This window comes from Pedobacter jamesrossensis, assembly GCF_042650905.1.
In the GTDB taxonomy this organism is placed as follows: Bacteria; Bacteroidota; Bacteroidia; order Sphingobacteriales; family Sphingobacteriaceae; genus Pedobacter; species Pedobacter jamesrossensis.
The window spans coordinates 64,536-85,640 of the sequence record NZ_JBHSBY010000016.1 but is presented as its reverse complement, the minus strand read 5'-3'; the positions used below and the strand labels follow the sequence as shown (position 1 = coordinate 85,640).

17 protein-coding genes, 1 tRNA gene and 1 other RNA gene are annotated in these 21,105 nt (G+C 36.7%); 8 read left to right on the top strand and 11 right to left on the bottom strand.

Annotated elements, in window-relative coordinates:
- Positions 1 to 113 precede the first annotated feature (113 nt).
- The 4 genes from ACFOUY_RS02650 to ACFOUY_RS02635 form a co-directional block, all read right to left on the bottom strand.
- The gene (locus tag ACFOUY_RS02650) at positions 114 to 1,553 is read right to left on the bottom strand and encodes a ligand-binding sensor domain-containing protein (protein WP_378958899.1); all 1,440 of its coding nucleotides are present in this window, start codon (positions 1,551 to 1,553) and stop codon (positions 114 to 116) included.
- Positions 1,554 to 1,778: 225 nt separating this feature from the next.
- Positions 1,779 to 2,366 (bottom strand): hypothetical protein, encoded by a 588-nt coding sequence (locus ACFOUY_RS02645; RefSeq protein ID WP_378958898.1) that lies wholly within the window; start codon positions 2,364 to 2,366, stop codon positions 1,779 to 1,781.
- A gap of 3 nt (positions 2,367 to 2,369) precedes the next feature.
- Positions 2,370 to 2,591 carry a hypothetical protein gene (locus tag ACFOUY_RS02640; protein WP_378958897.1) on the bottom strand — a complete coding sequence of 74 codons (222 nt, stop codon included), beginning with the start codon at positions 2,589 to 2,591 and terminating at the stop codon, positions 2,370 to 2,372.
- Complete coding sequence (locus ACFOUY_RS02635) at positions 2,588 to 3,280, bottom strand: hypothetical protein (protein ID WP_378958896.1); 693 nt, start codon at positions 3,278 to 3,280, stop codon at positions 2,588 to 2,590. Before ACFOUY_RS02635 ends, ACFOUY_RS02640 begins: the two co-directional genes overlap by 4 nt.
- A 360-nt stretch (positions 3,281 to 3,640) precedes the next feature.
- Here ACFOUY_RS02635 and ACFOUY_RS02630 point away from each other — a divergent pair, with 360 nt between their 5' ends.
- Complete coding sequence (locus ACFOUY_RS02630; RefSeq protein WP_378958894.1) at positions 3,641 to 3,904, top strand: helix-turn-helix domain-containing protein; 264 nt, start codon at positions 3,641 to 3,643, stop codon at positions 3,902 to 3,904.
- A 13-nt stretch (positions 3,905 to 3,917) separates the two neighbouring features.
- Positions 3,918 to 4,832, top strand: a complete 915-nt coding sequence (locus ACFOUY_RS02625; protein WP_378958893.1) for a GIY-YIG nuclease family protein — start codon at positions 3,918 to 3,920, stop codon at positions 4,830 to 4,832.
- A 112-nt stretch (positions 4,833 to 4,944) separates the two neighbouring features.
- Here the strand turns inward: ACFOUY_RS02625 and ACFOUY_RS02620 are convergent, their stop codons facing one another.
- Positions 4,945 to 5,580: a hypothetical protein gene (locus ACFOUY_RS02620; protein ID WP_378958892.1), complete on the bottom strand. Its 636-nt coding sequence runs from the start codon at positions 5,578 to 5,580 to the stop codon at positions 4,945 to 4,947.
- Positions 5,580 to 5,999 (bottom strand): hypothetical protein, encoded by a 420-nt coding sequence (locus tag ACFOUY_RS02615; protein ID WP_378958891.1) that lies wholly within the window; start codon positions 5,997 to 5,999, stop codon positions 5,580 to 5,582. Before ACFOUY_RS02615 ends, ACFOUY_RS02620 begins: the two co-directional genes overlap by 1 nt.
- Positions 6,000 to 6,074: 75 nt before the next feature.
- Here ACFOUY_RS02615 and ACFOUY_RS02610 point away from each other — a divergent pair, with 75 nt between their 5' ends.
- Entirely contained in the window at positions 6,075 to 6,422 is a 348-nt protein-coding gene (locus ACFOUY_RS02610) for a hypothetical protein (RefSeq protein ID WP_378958890.1), read from the top strand.
- A 31-nt stretch (positions 6,423 to 6,453) separates the two neighbouring features.
- On the opposite strand, the gene ACFOUY_RS02605 is transcribed toward ACFOUY_RS02610, so the two are convergent.
- From ACFOUY_RS02605 to ACFOUY_RS02595, 3 genes are all read right to left on the bottom strand, one after another.
- Positions 6,454 to 6,999, bottom strand: a complete 546-nt coding sequence (locus ACFOUY_RS02605; RefSeq protein WP_378958889.1) for an ORF6N domain-containing protein — start codon at positions 6,997 to 6,999, stop codon at positions 6,454 to 6,456.
- Between the two features lie 70 nt (positions 7,000 to 7,069).
- Positions 7,070 to 8,287, bottom strand: coding sequence for a site-specific integrase (locus ACFOUY_RS02600; protein WP_378958887.1), 1,218 nt, complete (start codon positions 8,285 to 8,287; stop codon positions 7,070 to 7,072).
- A 248-nt stretch (positions 8,288 to 8,535) separates the two neighbouring features.
- A tRNA-Lys gene (locus ACFOUY_RS02595) sits at positions 8,536 to 8,608 on the bottom strand.
- Positions 8,609 to 8,789: 181 nt separating this feature from the next.
- Here ACFOUY_RS02595 and ACFOUY_RS02590 point away from each other — a divergent pair.
- The 3 genes from ACFOUY_RS02590 (at position 8,790) to ACFOUY_RS02580 (ending at position 13,366) form a co-directional block, all read left to right on the top strand.
- Positions 8,790 to 11,234 carry a glycoside hydrolase family 95 protein gene (locus ACFOUY_RS02590; RefSeq protein WP_378958886.1) on the top strand — a complete coding sequence of 815 codons (2,445 nt, stop codon included), beginning with the start codon at positions 8,790 to 8,792 and terminating at the stop codon, positions 11,232 to 11,234.
- A gap of 205 nt (positions 11,235 to 11,439) precedes the next feature.
- The gene (locus ACFOUY_RS02585) at positions 11,440 to 12,726 is read left to right on the top strand and encodes a sugar MFS transporter (protein ID WP_378958885.1); all 1,287 of its coding nucleotides are present in this window, start codon (positions 11,440 to 11,442) and stop codon (positions 12,724 to 12,726) included.
- Between the two features lie 133 nt (positions 12,727 to 12,859).
- Entirely contained in the window at positions 12,860 to 13,366 is a 507-nt protein-coding gene (locus tag ACFOUY_RS02580; RefSeq protein WP_378958884.1) for a D-glycero-alpha-D-manno-heptose-1,7-bisphosphate 7-phosphatase, read from the top strand.
- A gap of 290 nt (positions 13,367 to 13,656) precedes the next feature.
- Here ACFOUY_RS02580 and fsa read toward each other — a convergent pair whose 3' ends face one another.
- Both fsa and ffs read right to left on the bottom strand, forming a co-directional pair.
- Positions 13,657 to 14,316 (bottom strand): fructose-6-phosphate aldolase, encoded by a 660-nt coding sequence (gene fsa / locus ACFOUY_RS02575; RefSeq protein ID WP_378958883.1) that lies wholly within the window; start codon positions 14,314 to 14,316, stop codon positions 13,657 to 13,659.
- 84 nt (positions 14,317 to 14,400) lie between these two features.
- An RNA gene (gene ffs / locus ACFOUY_RS02570) (signal recognition particle sRNA small type) lies at positions 14,401 to 14,500 on the bottom strand.
- Between the two features lie 413 nt (positions 14,501 to 14,913).
- On the opposite strand from ffs, the gene gltB reads away from it, so the two are divergent.
- A complete protein-coding gene (gene gltB, locus ACFOUY_RS02565) occupies positions 14,914 to 19,413 on the top strand; it encodes a glutamate synthase large subunit (RefSeq protein WP_378958882.1) in 4,500 nt (1,499 codons plus the stop codon).
- Between the two features lie 2 nt (positions 19,414 to 19,415).
- Positions 19,416 to 20,882: a glutamate synthase subunit beta gene (locus tag ACFOUY_RS02560; protein ID WP_378958881.1), complete on the top strand. Its 1,467-nt coding sequence runs from the start codon at positions 19,416 to 19,418 to the stop codon at positions 20,880 to 20,882.
- Positions 20,883 to 21,105 lie beyond the last annotated feature (223 nt).

Sequence of the window (21,105 nt, the reverse complement as noted above, 5' to 3'; positions counted from 1 at the left end):
TCTGGTGTCTACGGAAAGAATTTGGCGGTTGCCTGTTTTTCACTTTCGATCAAAAATTCCAAGGGTGGTGGAAGAATTTTCCGCAATTCTGCCAAGGTGTTGATTTGACTAGCTTACAGTATATTTAGCTTTACAACTCCCGCATAGGTTGCTGCCCAAATTGCACCATCTTTATCTTTAGTAAGTTGCTCGACATTTACACTTGGAACGTTTGAATTTTCATTCGTGTAAATTTCATAGCTCTTCCGTTTTAAATCGTATTTTATTATTCCGACATTATTTTGCGTGATCCATAGCATATCCTTGTCTTCATCAAGAAGAAAATAATTGATACTGTTTTTACTGAAAAAATTTGGCTTATCTCCCATAATCCTTTCCCAACTTCCATCTGTTTTTGAAATGTAAATCCCTGCATCTGATCCTTTTTCGTTATAAAGAGAAAACCACAGATTTCCTGCTTTATCCTCATACATTTGGGAGATATAAGCTTTTGATAATGGCGAATTTTTGTCTAAAAATCTGATTGTCCTTTTGTTTTCAATCATTACATTTCCTTCAAAAGTACCGATCCATACGCGATTTTTACTGTCCATAAAAACACCTAATGTTTTGTCCGAAGGAAGCTGTGAATTCTTTTTGTTAAAAACAGTCCAAGCGCTTCCATTAAACTTCGCCACACCTTCCCAAGAAGTGAACCAGATGTTATTGCTTTTGTCCACATAAATCTTCCTAGCCCAATTTATTGGTGAATTAATTGAATCATACACTGTCCAGCTTTTATTGTCATACTTGTAAACATCGTAACCTGCAATAAACCACTTGTTGTTATTGTTGTCAACTGCAATGTCGCGTATTGCTGGCATTTGATTTTTATTACGTCCTACAGCTTTGATATTTGAATTTTGATTATTGAATACTTCCCATTTGCCCTTTTCCACTTTAGCTATTCCATTGTCCGTTCCAATCCAAATCAAATTATTTTTGTCAGTAACAACCGCTCTGCTCATGTCCCAAGGAAGGGCAGAGTTATCTTGCGTAAATACAGTCCAGGTCTCAGACAGTTTGCTTCTTTCGGTTCCTGCTACTTCAGGCGTGCCAACGGCCTTCATATTTGAACTATTTGAAAAGTCAAACGTTCTCCTTTTGGCAGTAACAGTTCCGTTTTCAAAAACTAGTATTACAGAAACAGATGTATTTGTATGTTTTTCATTTACTATAGCAGCTTTCCATTTAGATGTATTGTTTATCGAGTGAGGTAGTTTCAGCTCTTTCGAACTAACATTAGTTTCGTTTTTTGCACTTAAAAGACACGGTTTGCCAACAGAGTCTATCAAAATCTGAATTTCCATTATCCCTTTTAGAGACTTCATGTTGCCACCAAGATTATTGGTTACCTCGTTCAGAAAGCTTTGGGGAGGTTGCGCCTTCAAATCCCCACAATCAAGACAGAAATTAGATAGTTTACAGTTCTCAAATTTTTCCGGATAGAGATTTTGGCCAAATGAAATGAATGGCAGGAAAGAAAATAGTAGAATATAAAAAGGTTTTCCCATTTGATTTATTTATACGATAAATCTACACAAGTTTATGTGAATTAGGAAAGTCTTCTAGGTTAAACTAATATACTCGTTTATATCTATTATCAACTATTCTAGTTGAGCAACCTTCCTTGCAATAGCGTTCACAGAACACGATATAAAAATTCACCAATATAAATTGCCATACCCTACTTAGCGCCTGAGCTGAAATTCTAAGGTTTAGATTCCATTAAATGAGATTTAATCCTTTGTCTTAATGCACTGACTAATCAGCCACATGGCCTCGAAAAGTTTCACCAGTTGTTCATACACGGTAATGACCTCGGACTTGGAGAGGCTTTCTTCCATGAAGCCAGTACTCAGCGCATCATAGAGCCATATGTTCAGTATCCTTCTGTAACCGTCCAGTTTATGGATCCTGAACATTTTCTTTATTACCGATGATGGCTTTATGATCTCCAGAACGGTCAGGTGTTTAGGATAGTCACGGAGTTTTTTCCTTTCCGTTTTGATGTACCATTTGGCAATGTTGTCTTCCGTTTCGACATCGATCTTGATCCTGCCGAGTTTTTTATCCTTTAAAAGCCAAGCAGCCTCTAACAGTTTTATGGTCAGTTTGTGATCGAAGAGCAGGCTGGCTGGACTGTAGTTTCTGGCTTCCTCGGTTTCAAAAGCAGCATCGTTGCGCCATTGCTTCAGCATCTTCAATTGTTCTGGCAGCCACGAGGCACTAAAAAAATCGTTTACCACTTTAATTGGATTTGCCATTTCATCATTATCAAGATGAATGATCCTATTTTTCGATGGTTTCTTTAAATGCTTTTCCATGTTTCAATTCTCAATTTGTTCAGTTGTCACAATTTGTACAGCTTCTGCGTTTTTTAGGACTGCATGAAGTGCCGCTTCCTGATCGAGGAGTTCTATTTTTTCGTTGCACATCTCTTTTGCCAACATAAGAAAAGATGCTACCCGTTGATATAGACTTTCCGCATCGCGTCCACAAACCGAAAAATCATCTTTGTAGCGTGATCCAGAGTAGCTTTTTGCCATCATATCGAATAGCCTTTCATCTTGGGGAGTGGAAAGAACAGTTGAAAAGGGCGTTCAGAAAAGCATAGGCACAGACGGAGCAGGCGGTGCAGGTTGTGGAACTCCGAACGGTAGGCAATGTGAACCCTGACCAAACAGATACAGGCCTGTTCAACGGCCTGATGGAGCATAAAAGCACATATGCCAAACTGTTCTTTTTGGAGACATTCGGATGCGCACATCAAAAACCCATCGGCCAAAGGCATACGGTGGTCGTAATGTTTAAGGGCCTTTATTGCACTCTTAGTAGGGATGAACGGCGGTACTGGATCGCCATTCAACAGGCCATCCTTACTGTAGAGCAGTTTTCCACTGGTGAGCACCGATATAAAAAAATGGCTGTTTTGATGTAATGCATCCGCAACGGATTGCCTACCGTGGCAAATAACGGTAATTGTGCCGTTCAGATAATTGACGTTGGCGAAATCCTGCATTTCGTAATCTATTCGGGTTGCACTCTCAGTAATCACCAATAGGCAATAATCACATTTTATTGAGATTTGATTTTCTTTAAAGCAACCTTGCGTGTTTTGCGTGCAGGTGTTCTGCGAAAAGCTGAAGACCTGTAGCGGTTCGAACTTCTGGGCAAGCCGTAGAACAAACTCCCTGAAATGGACAGTGTGGTTGGCTTCTGGTGATAATTTTGATTCCATATTGATCTCATTTAGTTAGTAGCAGTTAAATGAGTCTTGGAGATGCAGAAATAGGTGCGGAACTGCATCTCGTGGTTGCATAAAAGTTTCTGAAGCCTTACGTAACACGAGTGTACAGCAGTCCCGCACCTATTTTAGGAATACGCAAATATAGCATATTAATAAATAGGCTGGGTATTCTGCTGTCTTGCGCTACGGCTTCAGAAATGCAACCGCAAGACTATTAATATTTTTCGTTGTCTAATCAAATATATTTCGATTATCCAATACCCTAAGTTAATCAGTTATTTTTAATACTCCAAATAAAAATACTCTTTTTATGGAGTGTGTTAAAATGGAGTATTTGCTTTACTTTATTTCATGGCAAAAAGTAATATCCTAATAAGCGAAAAGGAATTAAAGAAAATTGGCTTGAGGCTTAAAAGCCTCCGTAAGTCCAAAGGCTTCACAAGTCCAGATAAGTTTTCCTATGAGAACAATCTGAACCGTTCTCAGTATGGTAAATACGAGGCAGGCAACACCAATATCACCATTGGTACATTGATCAACATTTTGAATTGTTTTAGCATGAGCTTAAGCGAATTTTTTAATGACGACTATGATAAAATCGAACAATCAAAATAATTGAGCAAATTAAATGGCACTAGGAAAATCGGTCAGAATTTATCTAAAAGAAGGAAATGTTTCTGGAATAAAATTGGGAGAAGTAGTAAACCATACGATACAAGCTCTTTCATGTCCAAGAAATAAAATTTCCGACCTAAATAAATTCTTTATTAAGGAGATAAATCGACCAGGGGTTTACTTTCTGATTGGAGAAGATGATAGTAATCAAAGTCAGGTTTATATCGGCGAGGCGGAAAATGTCTGGGAAAGATTAAAGAATCATGATACCAAGAAGGATTTTTGGAGTGAGGTAATATTGTTCTCAAGCAAAGATGAAAACTTGACTAAATCTCATGTTAAATACTTAGAAAGTAGATTGATAAGCATTGCCCTAAACGCTGACCGTTACAAAGTTGCAAATTCAAATTCTCCAAATCTTAGTTCATTACCGTTACCAGATCAAGATTCAATGGAAGATTTCCTCTTAAATGTGAAGCTGTTAAATGGTACACTTGGCCACAAATTTCTTGAAAACCCAATTAAAATTAACGAAACCAAGATTATAGATGTTCCGCTGACAGCTACTATAGATAGTTCGGTAGTCATTAGTTCGTCTGGAGGCTTAAAACTGGAGCTCAAGGTAAAAGGAATATTTGCGAGTGCAGTTCAAACGGATGAGGGGTTGGTTGTCTTGGAACAGTCCCAAGTTTCTGGCAAGACAAAACCTTTTGGCTATAGCACACTAAGAGAAAAACTAATTCAAGATCGAGTAATAGTCCCCAATACACAGGGTAATTTTTATTATGCAAAGAATTATCTTTTTGAAAGTCCATCAGCTGCTGCTGCAGTTACACTAGGTTATTCCGTGAATGGTAGAAGTGTATGGAAAGACGAAAATGGAAAATCTTTGAATGAAATTGAGCAAGCGCAGGTAATAAATAGCTGAAAAAATTTTCCAATTACTCTCTAGATTGTTTATTTAAAACAGATTGCAGAAGTTCTGGGGTGACGATGGATGACTTTTTCCAGAGTGACAGAGGACAATACATTATTACGAATCAATCTTCATCTAGCATTTTTGAATTCTCGTTCTGTATCCAGACCGACACTAGAGCATAGTAATCTTTAAAACCTAGTGTATTTACATCTGCCTTCATACTCTGACATAGTAAGGGAAGAACTTCCATAAATCTTTGATATCGTTCTATATAATAAATTGTGCCAGGAAGTTTTTTTGAGGCTGCTTCTGATAACCAGTCGCGTACTAAGCCTACGGTAATTAATACATCATTCATGTGCGCAGGAAAGTCATATCCTGCTAGATCGGAAATCATTCTCTTGTAGCGATGTGGCTCGCTATCCAATACCAAGAAGTTTTTTTTCTTGTGATGTGATTCACCATAATATTTGCACCCCATAAATATACCTAACTCATAAGGCATATTATATCGTGGTAATGGGCTATCATCAGTGATTTCTACGCAAGATAAATCATGGATTCCATAACGACAATCCTGAATTATTTTAACAATCTTGTCAATTCTCACTCCCTCGCCATTTCCAGTTTCCAAGGCGCATCTTGCAATAAAGCCGCAATCATGGATAGTATAAACAATTGCTCTAAAAATATTTAGAAATGTTCCATCAAATGCACAATTAATAAAAACGTTGCGGTCGTAATCCTTTGTCTTCATTATTTCTTAGAAGTAGCTTTTTTAATCTTTGCCTTTCCTTGACTTTTTTTCACTGTTGATTTCTTCACATCAGCACCTTTCTTGGTGACAGGCTTAGTTGAAATTCTCGGGGTTTTAGTTGTAGATGCCGAAGGAACTTTTATTTTAGTGGGTGAGGTCTTTTTAACAATTTTACCACTTATATTAGAAAGTGCGCTGACTGCCTTTGCTGCTTTAGCAATGGATTTCGAAGATATGGAAGGATTTGTTTTGATCTTCGCACTTTTAGCTTGGCTATATTCTTTTCGCAAAGTAGCAAGCTTCTTATTACTTCGAGCATCGGAACCATCAGGATTTCTGATCGCGCCAGGTTCAAGCCCCAGTTTTTTCTCCAAATTACCAACCTGAATATCAGATCTTACTTTTCTACTTTTGGTCATATTGCAATTTATAACTAATTTTCGATTCAATTATCACATAAAGATGTGATAAGTTAATAAGGTAAGATACATATTATGAACCAAATACCATCACTTTCGCTTTCTTACAATGAAATCACAGAACTAGTAATAAATTGTATAAAACAACATGGTCAGTCGTTTGAATTTAAGAATTTTTGCAACAATGTAGGCGCTACGGCGGTCAGAGATGGTCTTGTTGAAAACCCTAATCCAATTGGCCATCAAGCTATTTACTTTCCCTTACAAAGAAAGGATGAATGTATTGTCCGTCAAGTTCTATGGGATTTAATTGTTAAACGTATTTTGACGATCGGCGATTTTTATAATGATACATGGCCATGGGTTAGTGTAACGGAACCAGGAAAAGCATTTCTGATGTCGAAAAGCGAAAATATTAAATAGACCCTAGCGTAGAGATAGAATGCCTGACCCTCTAAAAATCATCAGTCTTAAAACCAATCCGTTTCCTTGGAGGATTAGGTTGTTCCTGTTTTTCTAATAGCTCATCAAGATAACGAAATACGATTTCCATATTTTTGTCATGATTATCCAACTTGTTCTTTATTTTTTCAATCTCCAAGCGTATTTCAGTGTTATCCACAAACATCTGACGTATACGAGTAAATATGCGGATGATTTGGATGTTTACTTTTATCGCTCTTTTGCTATTCAATACACTAGATAGCATCGCAACACCTTGTTCGGTAAAGACCATAGGAGCGTATTTTATATTACTTCCTTGTTTCAAGGTGCCATTTTGGCTCCTTGAAACAATATATTCCTCTGAGGTAAGCTCAAACATAAAATCTTCTGGAAAACGATCTATATTTCTTTTCACCTGTCTTTTAAGCTGCTTGGTTTCAACTTCATAAAGTGTAGCTAAGTCTGCATCCAACATTACTTTATGCCCACGTATGTAATAAATCTGGTTCATTATAATCTCGTCAGGGACTAATAACCCATTAGTTTCTCCACTCATATACTTTGATTTTTTATAAATAATAAGCTCAATATTCTTGTGGATGACTGGCTTAAATTTATGTCCAATATTAAATAATTGCTAATCTCTTTTTCAACAATGCCATATCCTCGCTCACTTTTAAATCCAAAATCTTCGCGTAATGCTGGGTAGTCCTGATGTTCGTGTGTCCAAGCATTTTGGAAACACTTTCAATCGGCACCCCGTTCAACAATGTAACGGTAGTGGCAAAGGTATGGCGGGCAATATGTGAGGTCAATCTCTTTTCAATTCCACACAGGTCGGCAATCTCTTTTAGGTACTCATTCATCTTTTGGTTGCTTGGGACGGGGAGGAGTAACCCCTTGTTCAGACAGATTTTGTTAGTCGCGTATCTATCAATGATTTTGGTTGCTGTTGGCAATAACGGAACAGAAGACCTTGTTTTCGTTTTCTGTCTATTGGTGAATATCCAACGATCGCCATCAATTCCCTTTCTGATATTCTCCTGTTTTAGTTTAAAAACATCCACATAGGCCAAGCCAGTAAAACAGCAGAAGATGAAAACGTCCCTAACCTGTTTTAATCTGTCCGATAGGAACTCTTTTCCTGCGATATGTGCTAATTCTTCTTTGTTCAGGTAAAAACGGTCGACATTCTTAGTCTTGCCCTTATAGGCTGTAAATGGCGATTTGTCTATCCATTCGTTTTCCATGCAGATGCGAAGGATCTTTCCTAGGTTCTTGATGTTCTTTACCACGTAGTTGTTCGCACAGCTTTTATCCGACCGAAGGTAATGGTCAAATCCGTTGAGAAAAGCTTGATCTATGGTTTTGATGTCCATATCGGCCACGCCATATTTTAATCCGATAAAAACTTTGAGGTGTGTTTCCAGAACCTTATAACGGTTTAATGTGCCACGAACATAATCTTTGCCGACTAGCTGTTCCATTTTGGCATTGTGATCTGCCACAGCTTCAAGAAGTGTATGAGAATTTGATAGTGTTCCTAGATAACTGGATTTGATCAGCTCTGCTGTAATCGGTAATCCCGCATCGAAAACACATTGATGTGCATAATATACCGCGTTCTGCAATTGGTCTAGATGGGTGTTTAATATCTTGACTTCTTCTTTGGAGCCGATTGCTCGTCCACCTTTGGCGTTCCATCGTTTTGGATCGCACTCCCGATTGGTGGCAATTTCTGCACGGTTTCCCTCAACGGTAATGCGCATGTAGATCGGAACATTTCCGTTCACATAATTCTTTTGTCTTTTCAGGTAGAAAAGTAGGCTAAAATTGGTTTTCATAATCTCACGATTTTAGTTAAACAAACATAGCTTTGTTGCTAAAAAGATACAAGATGTACAGTTTATAACAGCCTGTACAATAATTGATTATGTACCATTCGGTGAGTCAATTTTTACCATTTTGCCTTACTCACCGAATCACTCACCAAAGTTTTGTGAAAACATGCGAATTTTGGCAATTCCCTAAAAGCAAAAACCCTGCTAATCGTGCGATTGCAGGGTTTTATACATTTTGATAGTCTTTGGTGTGATCCCGCTGGGATTCGAACCCAGGACCACTACATTAAAAGTGTAATGCTCTACCAGCTGAGCTACGGAATCAATTTAATTGAAACATTTAATCGTTTCCTTTAAAGTGGTGCAAATATAGGGTTCCGGAGTATTTCCTGCAAATAAAAGTTGATAAAATGCGCTACTATATTGATTTATAGGCTAATTAATTTGCGGGCTTCTCTTTTCTAATTGAAAATGATAATTTTATGTTCCCAATATTCAATATTCTATGCGTAAACTGCATTTCTTTACATTGCTTTGCCTACATTCCATTAGTACACTATGGGCTCAGAAAACCGATACACATGTAAAATTTAATCATCCTGCCTCATCCTTTGAAGAGTCTTTGCCGTTAGGTAATGGTCGTTTAGGTGCTCTGGTTTATGGGAATACAAAAAGAGAAAGGATAGCCCTAAATGAAATAACCCTATGGTCTGGAGGAGTGCAAGAGGCAAATCGGCAAGATGCCCATTTATATTTAAAACCTATTCAAAACCTGCTGCTCGAAGGGAAGAATAAAGAGGCGCAATCACTTTTACAGAAAAATTTCGTTTCGAAAGATGATGGTTCGCATAATGGCAATGCCGCAAATGCACTTTATGGATGCTATCAAACTGTAGGTGATTTATTTATACAATGGAAAGATACCTTAAGTAAGGTTTCAAAATATAGCAGAACACTGGATTTGGAAAGAGCCGTAGTGGAAACTAGCTTTACTAAGACTGGTGTTTCTTACACAGAAAAAGTTTATACTGATTTTAAGAATGACGTTACCCGCATTAAGTTTTTTGCAAGCAAGAATGCTAGCCTTAATTTTAAAATTTCACTTTTCAGAAAAGAACACACAGTGATTTCTATAAGTGGGAATTCGATCTTAATGAAAGGGCAACTTCCTGCAGGCAAAGATATGGGCATGAAGTTCATTACAATTGTTAAACCTAAATTAAAAGGCGGAATATTAAAAATAGAAGGCAATCAACTTATTGTAGAAAATGCGACAGAGTGTGATTTAATATTAAACACGGAGACAAATTATAATCCGGTAAGTGCTGATTTAACTTCTGCTGATATTGTTGCTATTTGTAAGGATAAGATAAATAAAGCATTTATAAAGTCGGAAATTGTGTGTTTTAATGCTCATAAACTTGAATATCAATCTTTTTTTAATAGGTGTAGATTAAATTTTTATGCAGAAAATAAAATAGAAAATTTAAGTACCAGTAAACGTTTGGCGCTCTATTATGCTGGTAGAAGTGATCCGAATTTACCAGCGCTATATTTTAATTTTGGCCGCTATCTATTAATATCATCTTCGAGACCGGGTTTGTTACCTGCAAATTTACAAGGTCTTTGGGCCACCGAATATCAAACTCCATGGAATGGCGATTATCACTTAAATATTAATTTGCAAATGAATTATTGGCCGGCTGAAGTCACTAATTTATCTGCTCTTACCCAACCATTATTTCAGTTTACCAATAATTTGGTTCCGAATGGAGCGAAAACGGCTAAAGCTTATTATAATGCCGAAGGCTGGGTAGCTCATGTTATTAGCAATCCGTGGTTGTACACTTCGCCAGGTGAGGGGGCAGAATGGGGCTCTACTTTAACTGGAGGTGCATGGCTTAGTACACACATCTGGGAACATTATCTATATACAAAAGATATTAATTTCCTAATAAAATATTATCCGATTTTGAAAGGTGCATCTTTATTCTTAAAATCTGTATTAGTAAAAGAGGCTAAAAATAATTGGTTAGTGATTTCTCCTTCAAACTCTCCTGAAAACACCTACATAACCGATGATGGTTTTAAAGGGCAAACAGCCATGGGACCTACGATGGATATGCAGATATGTCGTTCGATATTTAATGCTACAGTTGAGGCTTCAAAAATTTTAGAAACAGATTTAGAGCTTAGAAAAATTTTGACTGATATTATCCCGAAGCTTGCACCAAACCAGATTGGGCAGAATGGCGACATTAATGAGTGGCTTGAGGATTGGGTTGATGCTGAGCCTAAACATCGCCATGTTTCTCATTTATTTGGTTTATATCCTTATGATGAAATAACACCCTGGGATAATCATAAACTTTCTGAAGCCGCAAAAGAAACTTTAAACCAAAGAGGAGATGGTGGAACCGGTTGGAGTAAGGCTTGGAAAATTAACTTCTGGGCAAGGCTTGCAGATGGAAATCACGCTTTGAGGTTGTTTAAAGAACTTTTAAAACCTGTAAACGGTACGGGCATAAATATGCAAAACGGTGGCGGAACTTATCCCAATCTTTTTTGTGCACATCCTCCCTTTCAAATTGACGGTAATTTTGGAGGAACATCTGGTATTGCAGAAATGTTGATTCAGAGCCACGGAAAGAATAACGTAATTAGGCTTTTGCCAGCATTACCCGATGATAAAGATTGGCAAAATGGTAGTTTGAATGGTGTGTGTGCCAGAGGTGGTTTTGAAATAGATATGAGTTGGAAAGACGGGGCAATAAATAGAGCAGTTGTAACTAACAAAAAAATAAGTGGCGATTGTTATGTTTATTTACCACAAAATTTAAATATTGCGGATAGTAATAATAAAATAATAATTCCGGCTTCCAATGTAAAAAGAGTTGTCAAGTTCTTTGCTAAAAAGAATGAGAAATTCTTAATTACTAATAGTATTTAATTTTTTTGGGTGTTGATTGTATTTATACGGCTTTAAATTTAAGTCGATAGAGCTGAAGTACTAGCTAATTATGTTTATTATTCTGTAATTATTTACTTTTTTTGAATAAAAAACTTATAAAGTTAAATTGCGCAAACGTTTGATGATATAAAACATGAAATATTTGTTTAGTTTGGCTTTGTAAACTTAAACTAAACCAGTTTTTATGTCGAAAGTCAATAATTTGGACTCACCAAAAGGCCCGAAGCCGCTCGTTATTATCTGCGCTCTATTTTTTATCTTCGGATTTGTTACTTGGGCGAACGGAACCTTAATTCCTTTTTTTAAATTGTCTTTCGGTTTGTCCGATATTCAGGCTTTTCTAGTAACTTTTGCATCATATATGGCTTACTTTTTTCTTTCTTTACCATCATCTTGGATATTAAAGAAAATAGGGTTTAAAAACGGTATTATTTTAGGTTTAGTTGTTCTTGGCGTTGGTTCTCTATTATTTATTCCTGCAGCACAAACCAGAACATTCGGTTTATTTTTAACAGGGATTTTTGTACAGGGAGCAGCATTATCATTACTTCAAACAGCCTCTAATCCATATTTAACAATTATTGGCCCGATAGAAAGTGCTGCAAAAAGAATTAGCATTGCTGGTATTTGCAATAAATTTGCAGGTATTATTGTTCCTTTTATAATGGGTACTATTTTTCTAAAAAATGCTTCAGAAATAGAGAAAAAAATAGAAGTTGCCACAGGAATAGCTAAAGAGCAATTGTTGAATGATGTTTTAGGACGTGTTAATATGCCTTATGTTGTTTTAGCTATTGTTTTTAGTCTTTTTGCTCTTGTTATAAAATTTACCGATTTGCCTGAAGTTAACGTAGAAGAGGATGTTGTAGAAGAGGAGAAAGGGGAGGTTGTTAAACATAAAAGTATTTTTCAATTTCCGCATCTCTTTCTGGGTGCATTATGTATTTTCGTATATGTAGCTGCAGAAGTAATGGCTGGTGATATTATTGGTGTTTATGGGAAAGCTTTAGGAATTAGTGCTGATATTAGTAAATATTTTACCTCATTAACTTTAGGAAGTATGCTTGTAGGATATATTATTGGTATAATTACAATTCCAAAATATATTACACAACAATTTGCATTACGAATTTGTGCTATACTGGGTTTAGTTTTTACCATTGCAGCTTACTTAACTTCTGGCTACACATCTGTAATTTTTATCGCCTTATTGGGTTTGGCTAATTCTTTAATGTGGCCTGCAATATTTCCTTTGGGCATAAGCCATTTAGGTAAATTTACTAAAACAGGTTCAGCGATAATGATTATGGGTATAGCTGGTGGTGCAATATGGCCTTTGCTATATGCTTTCATAAAGGATCATTTGCATCTAGATTTCCAACTGGCATATTTTGTTACTGTTATGCCTTGTTATATTTTCATACTATACTTTGCGATTAAAGGCCATAAGGTAGGGTTAAATTTAAAATAGAAAACCAAATAGATTATGTTTAGGCTTAATCCTAATCAGATTAGGCTTTCTTATGCGAGTTATTTTTGCTTATTTTGGCATAATTAATTATTGATGTTTTTAAGTCAATACATTTTACATTTCCAATTTTATAATGAAGAAAGCTATTTTTCTTGACCGTGATGGTGTTCTTAATCACGAAATATACGATTACATTACCCGTGTTGAAGATTTTAAAATTTTGGATTATCAGATACCCGTTTTGAAGAAACTTTACGATGAAGGGTACTTGTTAATTGTTATCACTAATCAGGGCGGTATTGCGCTTAAAAGATATACAGAACAGGAATTAGCCATTATGCATCAAATGTTGAGAAATGCATTTGTAGCAAAAGGTGCAGATATTGCAGGTTTTTATTATTGTCCACACCATCCAACGGTAGGAGGAGAATGTAAATGCCGTAAGCCAAAATCTGGTATGTTATTAGATGCAATTGATATGTTTGAAATAGACCCTTCTTTATCTGTTATGATTGGTGATAAACCGCGTGATGTTGAAGCTGCTAACGGTGCGGGGGTGAAGGGGATTTTGATAGAGCCTGATGAGCAAATTAGTTATGAGAAAATAAAGGAAGTTTTGAGTCGCGAGTCTTTAGTATAAATTGACAGCTTTTTTGGAAATTAATTATAATTTCTTGCCATTTTGCTTGTTAAAAAGAGTTTCAGCATTGTTTTAATTAGACCTGATTGAAATGGTAGCCCCGATTTTTCTATCGGGCTAAAATGGAAAGCAGGACTGCTTTAACCGAAAAGCACTGAGTTTGCTCTTCTAATAGATGATAAGCAATTGATTGTTCTAAAATAAAAAGCTGGTTAAAAAGAAAGTCCTAAGTTTTGAATAAAATCTATTCAAAACTTAGGACTTTTTATATTTACGCTGTAACTTAAAGCTTATTTACCTGCCGCTTTAGCGTGATCAGCTAAGAATGTTGCTAAGCCACTATCTGTTAAAGGGTGTTTTAATAAACCAACAATTGCTGCTAATGGAGCTGTAATAACATCAGCACCTAATTTTGCGCAGTTTACAATATGCAATGGGCCACGAATAGAAGCAGCTAGAATTTGAGTTTCATAACCGTAGTTATCAAAAATAGTTCTAATATCTTCAATTAAAACTAAGCCATCGCTAGAAATATCATCTAAACGGCCTAAAAATGGAGAAACATAAGTTGCACCAGCTTTAGCGGCAAGCAATGCTTGTCCGGCAGAGAAAATCAAAGTACAGTTCGTCTTAATTCCTTTTGATGAAAAATATTTAATGGCTTTAACACCATCTTTAATCATCGGAACTTTAACAACTATTTTAGGATTTAAAGCAGCCAAAGCTTCACCTTCTTTGATGATTTCATCATAGGTTGTTGCAATAACTTCTGCACTTACGTTATCTTCAACGATATCGCAGATTGCTTTATAATGTTTAATTACATTTTCGTTGCCAGTAATACCTTCTTTAGCCATTAAGCTAGGGTTGGTTGTTACTCCATCTAAAATGCCAAGATCATGCGCTTCTTTGATTTGATCAAGATTTGCTGTGTCGATAAAAAATTTCATGGTTATAAATTCTAATATTTGAGTTTCAATGATTGAACCCTGAAGAATTTAATTCCCCCTTCAGGGGATTAAGGGAAAAGAAAAAAAGGGCAAGCACCTTCTATCGCACCGCTACAACCTTCTACCCTTGCTTCGTTCCCGCCCTGGGGGAGTTCAAAGGGAGCTGGTCGTAAAAGACTTGCCCGGCACAAAGGTAGAAAAAGAAGTTGTTTTGCAAAATGGATTTTTCTTATTTTTTAGTCATTAAAGCTATATGGCTGATTAGTAATTTAATAAAATTTAATAAAACACTTTTTCTATTTTTTTAGGACTAAAATAAAAGCAAACTATTTATTTATTAATGAATATATAATTTATTTATGAATGTTTTAATAAATCGATTTATCTTCTAAAATGCGTTAAAAAAGCATATTATTGTATAATCTTGTCATTGTTAATATTGCAAATATTTAAGCTTATTGTTGTTGAATTTTTAATTTAAGATTTAAAATTTACTTAATAACTAAAATTATTCTAAAAATCATAGTAACTCTGTAATTTAACAATCGTTTTTTGTATCTTAGTGTTTCCTATACACTAACAACTAACGAGCAAAGAATGAAACCAAACAGTGGATTGTACGATGCGCAATTTGAACACGATGCCTGCGGTATTGGGTTCGTTGCACATGTGAAAGGGCGAAAATCGCATCAAATCATCTCCGATGCACTTACTATTTTAGAGAATCTAGATCATAGAGGGGCAAGTGGAGCAGAACCAAATACAGGCGATGGCGCAGGTATAATGATTCAGATTCCTCACGAATTTTTTTACGACGAATGTTTAAAAGCCGGCTTTAGTCTACCTGAAACCAATAATTATGGTGTTGGTATGCTTTTTATGCCAAAAGATATCCGTTCGAGAGAAGAATGTAGAGAACTTATTTACCGTGCAGCTGAGAAGCTGGGGCTTGAAATTTTAGGTTTTAGAAAAGTTGAAGTTGATACCACAGATATCGGTAACATGGCTCTTTCCGTTGAACCGGAAATTGAGCAGGTTTTTATTGCTCGTCCTTTTGCAGTAAATACTGGTGCAGATTTCGAACGTAAACTTTATCTTTTCAAAAACTACCTGATTAAGTTAATCATAAATACCGTTAATGGGGGTAAAGATTTTTATATCGTTTCACTTTCGGCACAGACCATAATATATAAAGGACAGTTAACCTCACTACAGGTTCGTACTTATTTTAAAGATTTAAGCGATAAAAGAGTTGTTTCTGGTTTAGGTTTGGTTCATTCGCGTTTTGCTACTAATACCTTCCCATCGTGGAGATTGGCGCAGCCTTTCCGTTTTATAGCTCATAATGGTGAAATTAATACTTTACAGGGGAATTTAAATTGGTTTAGAGCTGGTGTTAAATCATTTGCATCTGCTTATTTTACTTCTGAAGAACTGGATATGTTGTTGCCAGTTATCGATGAAACTAATTCTGATTCAGGTTGCTTAGATAATGTTATTGAATTATTGCTTCATGCTGGCAGAACATTACCTCATGTTTTAATGATGTTGGTTCCGGAAGCGTGGGATGGTAATGAAGATATGGATCCGGTAAAACGAGCTTTCTATGAATTTCATGCTACTTTGATGGAACCTTGGGATGGACCAGCTGCAATTGCCTTTACCGATGGAAAGTTAATTGGTGCAGCGTTAGATCGTAACGGTCTTCGTCCGTCGCGTTACGCCTTAACTTCTGATGATCGCGTAATTATGGGTTCGGAAGCAGGTGCTTTAGCAATCGACCAAAGTACAATTATCGAAAAAGGTCGCTTAACACCTGGTAAAATGTTCGTTGTAGACATGGAACAGGGTAGAATCATTAGTGATGAAGAAATTAAAACTCAGGTTTGTGGAAAGAGTCCATATGCAGATTGGATTAATCAATACCAAATCCGTTTGGAGGAATTGCCAGATCCGCGTGTAATGTTTACCGGCCTTTCTGAAGAATCTATTTTTAAATATCAACAAGTTTTTGGTTATAGCAGAGAGGATATTGATTTGTTGCTTAAACCAATGGCTATTGAAGCTAAAGAACCAATCGGTTCGATGGGTACCGATACGCCACTTGCCATTTTATCAAAACGTCCACAACATTTATCAAATTATTTTAAACAGCTGTTTGCTCAGGTTACCAATCCACCAATCGACCCGATTCGTGAAAAAGTGGTGATGAGCTTGGCTAGTTTTATGGGGAGTAATGGCAACTTGCTGGATGAAAATCCGAAACAGGCACATTGTGTTGCAATTAAACATCCAATTTTAACCAATCAAGAGTTAGAAAAATTAAGAAGTATAGATACAGGAGTTTTCCAAGCGAAAACTTTACAAACTTATTTCCGTGCTGATGGCAAGCCTGGTGCTATGGCGAAAGCTCTAGATCGTTTATGCCGTTATGCTGTAGATGCTGTTGAAGATGGTTTTCAAGTAATTGTTTTAACAGATAGAGCAATTGATTCTGAGCATGCCGCTATGCCATCTTTGCTGGCGGTTTCTGCTGTTCATCACCATTTAATCCGCAAGGGGTATCGTGGTGCAGTTGGTATTGTTGTCGAAGCCGGAGATATTTGGGAAGTACATCATTTCGCTACTTTATTAGGCTTTGGTGTTACGGCAATTAATCCTTATTTAGCTTTAGAAACCATCAACGGTTTTCAAGAGGAATCGGGCTTATCAGCAGAGCAGTTAACCAAAAACTATATCTACGCAGTTAACAGTGGGTTATTAAAAATCTTCTCTAAAATGGGCATCTCTACCTTGCAATCTTATCAGGGTGCGCAGATTTTCGAAATTTTAGGTTTAAATAAACAAGTTGTAAATACTTATTTCACTGGTGCGGTTTCTCGTATTGGCGGATTAGGTTTAGATGAAATTGCTAAAGAAACTTTGATTAAACATCATCGTAGTTTCGGTCCGACAACACAAACAGAAAACTTATTACCAGCAGGTGGAACTTATAAATTCCGTCGCAGGGGAGAAGCGCATTTATTTAATCCGCAAACCATTCACCTGCTACAGAACGCAACTCGTAAAAATGATTACAATATCTTTAAACAATACTCTAAGCTGGTAAATGAGCAAACACAACAAGCTTACACCATTCGCGGATTGTTTGAATTTAATTATAGCCGCCCGTCGGTTCCGTTAAATGAAGTAGAATCTACGGAAGCAATTCTGAAAAGATTTGCAACAGGTGCCATGTCATTTGGTTCAATTTCTCATGAGGCACACTCAACTTTAGCTATTGCGATGAACCGCATTGGTGGCAAAAGTAATACTGGTGAGGGTGGCGAAGATGAAATGCGTTATACCAAAATGGCGAATGGCGACAGTATGCGTTCTGCAATTAAGCAAGTAGCTTCTGCTCGTTTCGGTGTTACCAGTTATTATTTAACCAATGCTGATGAGTTACAGATTAAAATGGCTCAAGGTGCAAAACCTGGAGAGGGCGGACAACTACCTGGCCACAAAGTGGATGACTGGATTGCAAAAGTTCGTCACTCTACGCCTGGTGTAGGTTTAATTTCTCCACCACCACATCACGATATTTATTCGATTGAGGATTTAGCTCAGTTGATTTACGATTTAAAAAATGCCAACCGTGCGGCAAGAATTAACGTTAAGTTAGTTTCTAAGGCTGGTGTTGGTACAATTGCAGCGGGTGTTGCTAAAGCACATGCCGATGTGATTTTGGTTTCAGGTTTTGATGGTGGAACGGGTGCATCGCCATTAACATCAATTCAACATGCTGGCTTACCTTGGGAACTTGGTTTAGCAGAAGCACACCAAACATTAGTTAAAAATAAATTACGTAATCGCATTGTTTTACAAACCGATGGCCAGCTAAAAACTGGTCGAGATATTGCAATTGCAGCTTTATTAGGTGCTGAAGAATGGGGTGTTGCAACTGCGGCATTAGTAACTGCAGGTTGTATTATGATGCGTAAATGCCACTTAAATACGTGCCCTGTTGGTGTAGCTACGCAAGACCCTGAATTGAGAAAATTGTTTAGCGGAGATGCAGACCACGTTGTGAATTTATTCTATTTCCTTGCCGAAGAATTACGTGAAATTATGGCAGAACTTGGTTTCAGAACTATTCATGAAATGATTGGGCAGGCTGATATTTTAAAAGTGCGTGAATTGCCTTCAGAAGATTGGAAATTAAAACATCTAGATTTATCTGCCATCCTTTTTAAAGCTGAAGATAATGGCTTGCCATTATTTAATACAGAAAAGCAAAACCACGGTTTGGAAAATGTATTAGACCATCAATTAATTGCTGCTGCACAACCTGCAATAACCAATAATGAACCTGTTTTTGCAAGTTTTAACATAAAAAATACAGATCGTTCGTTGGGTACCATGTTATCTAATGAAATTTCAAAAGTTCATTTGGGTGCAGGTTTACCACCAGATACTATTAATTTTAAATTTGTAGGTTCTGCCGGACAAAGTTTTGGTGCATTTAATGCAAGAGGCGTAACTTTATCTTTAGAAGGCGAAGCAAATGATTATGTAGGTAAGGGTTTATCTGGAGCACGTTTAGTTATTTATCCATTTGCTAATTCAACTTTCATTCCTGAACAAAATATAATTATTGGTAATGTAGCACTTTATGGTGCAACATCTGGTGAGTTATTTGCTCGTGGAAAAGCTGGAGAACGTTTTGCTGTTCGTAACTCTGGAGCCACTGCGGTTGTAGAGGGCGTGGGAGACCATGGCTGTGAATATATGACTGGTGGTGAAGTTTTAATCCTTGGTGATACAGGTAGCAATTTTGCTGCTGGTATGAGTGGAGGTGTAGCTTGGATTTACGATGCAAAAGGAACTTTTGCCCGCAAGTGCAATAAAGAAATGGTAGATTTAGATCCTTTACAAGCCGAAGATGAAGAAAGAATTTTAGCTTTATTAAAAAGTCATATTCGATTAACTGACAGTAAAGTAGCAGAGTTTATCTTAAGCGATTGGAAAAGTCAATCTAATCATTTTGTAAAAGTATTCCCTAAAGAATACAAAGCAGTTTTAGCTAAACGTAATCAACAAGTAAAAACACACTAGTCATGGGAAAAGTAACAGGATTTCAAGAATACGACAGAGTTGCGCCCACAAGAGAAGAGGCTAAAACTCGAGTAAAACATTACGGAGAATTTTTAAATGAATTACCCGCTCAAGAATTAAATAACCAAGCTGCCCGTTGTATGGATTGCGGCGTTCCATTTTGCCAGTCAGGATGCCCGTTAGGTAATGTGATACCAGAATTTAACGATGCTGTTTATCAAGGTAAATGGGAGCTTGCTGCTAACATTTTATTAAGTACAAATAATTTCCCCGAATTTACAGGAAGAATTTGCCCCGCACCATGCGAATCTGCTTGTGTGTTAGGTATTAATCGTCCGCCAGTTTCTATCGAGGAGATTGAAAAACATATTATCGAAATTGCTTTTGAGAAAGGCTTTATCAAAGCTAAAGCGCCATTATTAAGAACTGGTAAAAAAGTTGCTGTTATTGGTTCAGGTCCTGCTGGTTTAGCGGCTGCCGCTCAATTAAATAAAGTTGGGCATGAAGTTACTGTTTTCGAACGTGATGATGCTCCTGGTGGTTTATTGAGATATGGTATTCCTGATTTCAAACTTCAAAAAAATGTTATCGACCGACGCATTGATTTAATGAAAGAAGAAGGTATTATTTTTAAATGTAATGCTAACGTTGGCGAGAATGTAGAAATTAGTACTCTATTGCGAGATTTTAATGCAATTGTTTTAGCGGGTGGTTCTACCATTCCTAGAGATTTGCCAATTGAAGGACGTTCTGCAAAAGGTGTTCATTTTGCAATGGATTTCTTAAAACAACAAAATAAACGTGTTGCCAGTAGAGAAATTGCTGTAGAAGAGATTTTAGCAACAGGTAAAAATGTAATCGTTATTGGTGGTGGAGATACCGGATCAGATTGTATAGGAACTTCAAATCGTCATGGTGCTAAATCAATAACTCAATTTGAGATTATGCCAATGCCGCCTCAGTTACGAACCGAAAATATGCCTTGGCCTACTTATCCAATGCTTTTGAAAAATACTTCTTCGCACGAAGAGGGTGCAGAAAGAGCTTGGTCGGTAAATACTAAAAACTTTATTGCTGATGAAAATGGCAATTTGAAAGCTTTAAAAATTGTTGACGTAGAATGGGAAATTGATGCTGTTGGCAGACCAGTTACTTTTAAAGAAATTGCAGGTTCTGAAAGAGATATACCATGCGAATTGGTGTTTTTGGCAATGGGTTTCTTACATCCTCAAAAAGAAGGTTTAATTGAAAAATTAGGCGTAGAATTGGATAATAGAGGTAATGTAAAAGCTTCTGAACATACTTATCAAACCAATATTGCAAAGATTTTTGCTGCCGGTGATGTTCGCCGTGGTCAATCTTTAGTGGTTTGGGCAATCTCTGAAGGGAGAGAAGCAGCTCGTAAAGTAGACGAATATTTAATGGGAACAACTAAATTAGCATCGAGAGACGCAGTTGCATATGCATAAATAAAATTTAAAATTAAATAATTCAGAAGATGGTTGCAGCTTAAAGTTGCAACCATTTTTTGTTATTGGTTTTTGTTTTTCACTGAACTGTAGCAGTTTGTGTAGATGTCTTTGTGTCTGAACTCGTTTGAAGTGATAGCGCTCGATTTTAATTAAAATCGGGACTTAAACGGAAAACGGGAGTAGAGAAGCAATGAAAAGCTGAACGTTTATTTTCGAAAAA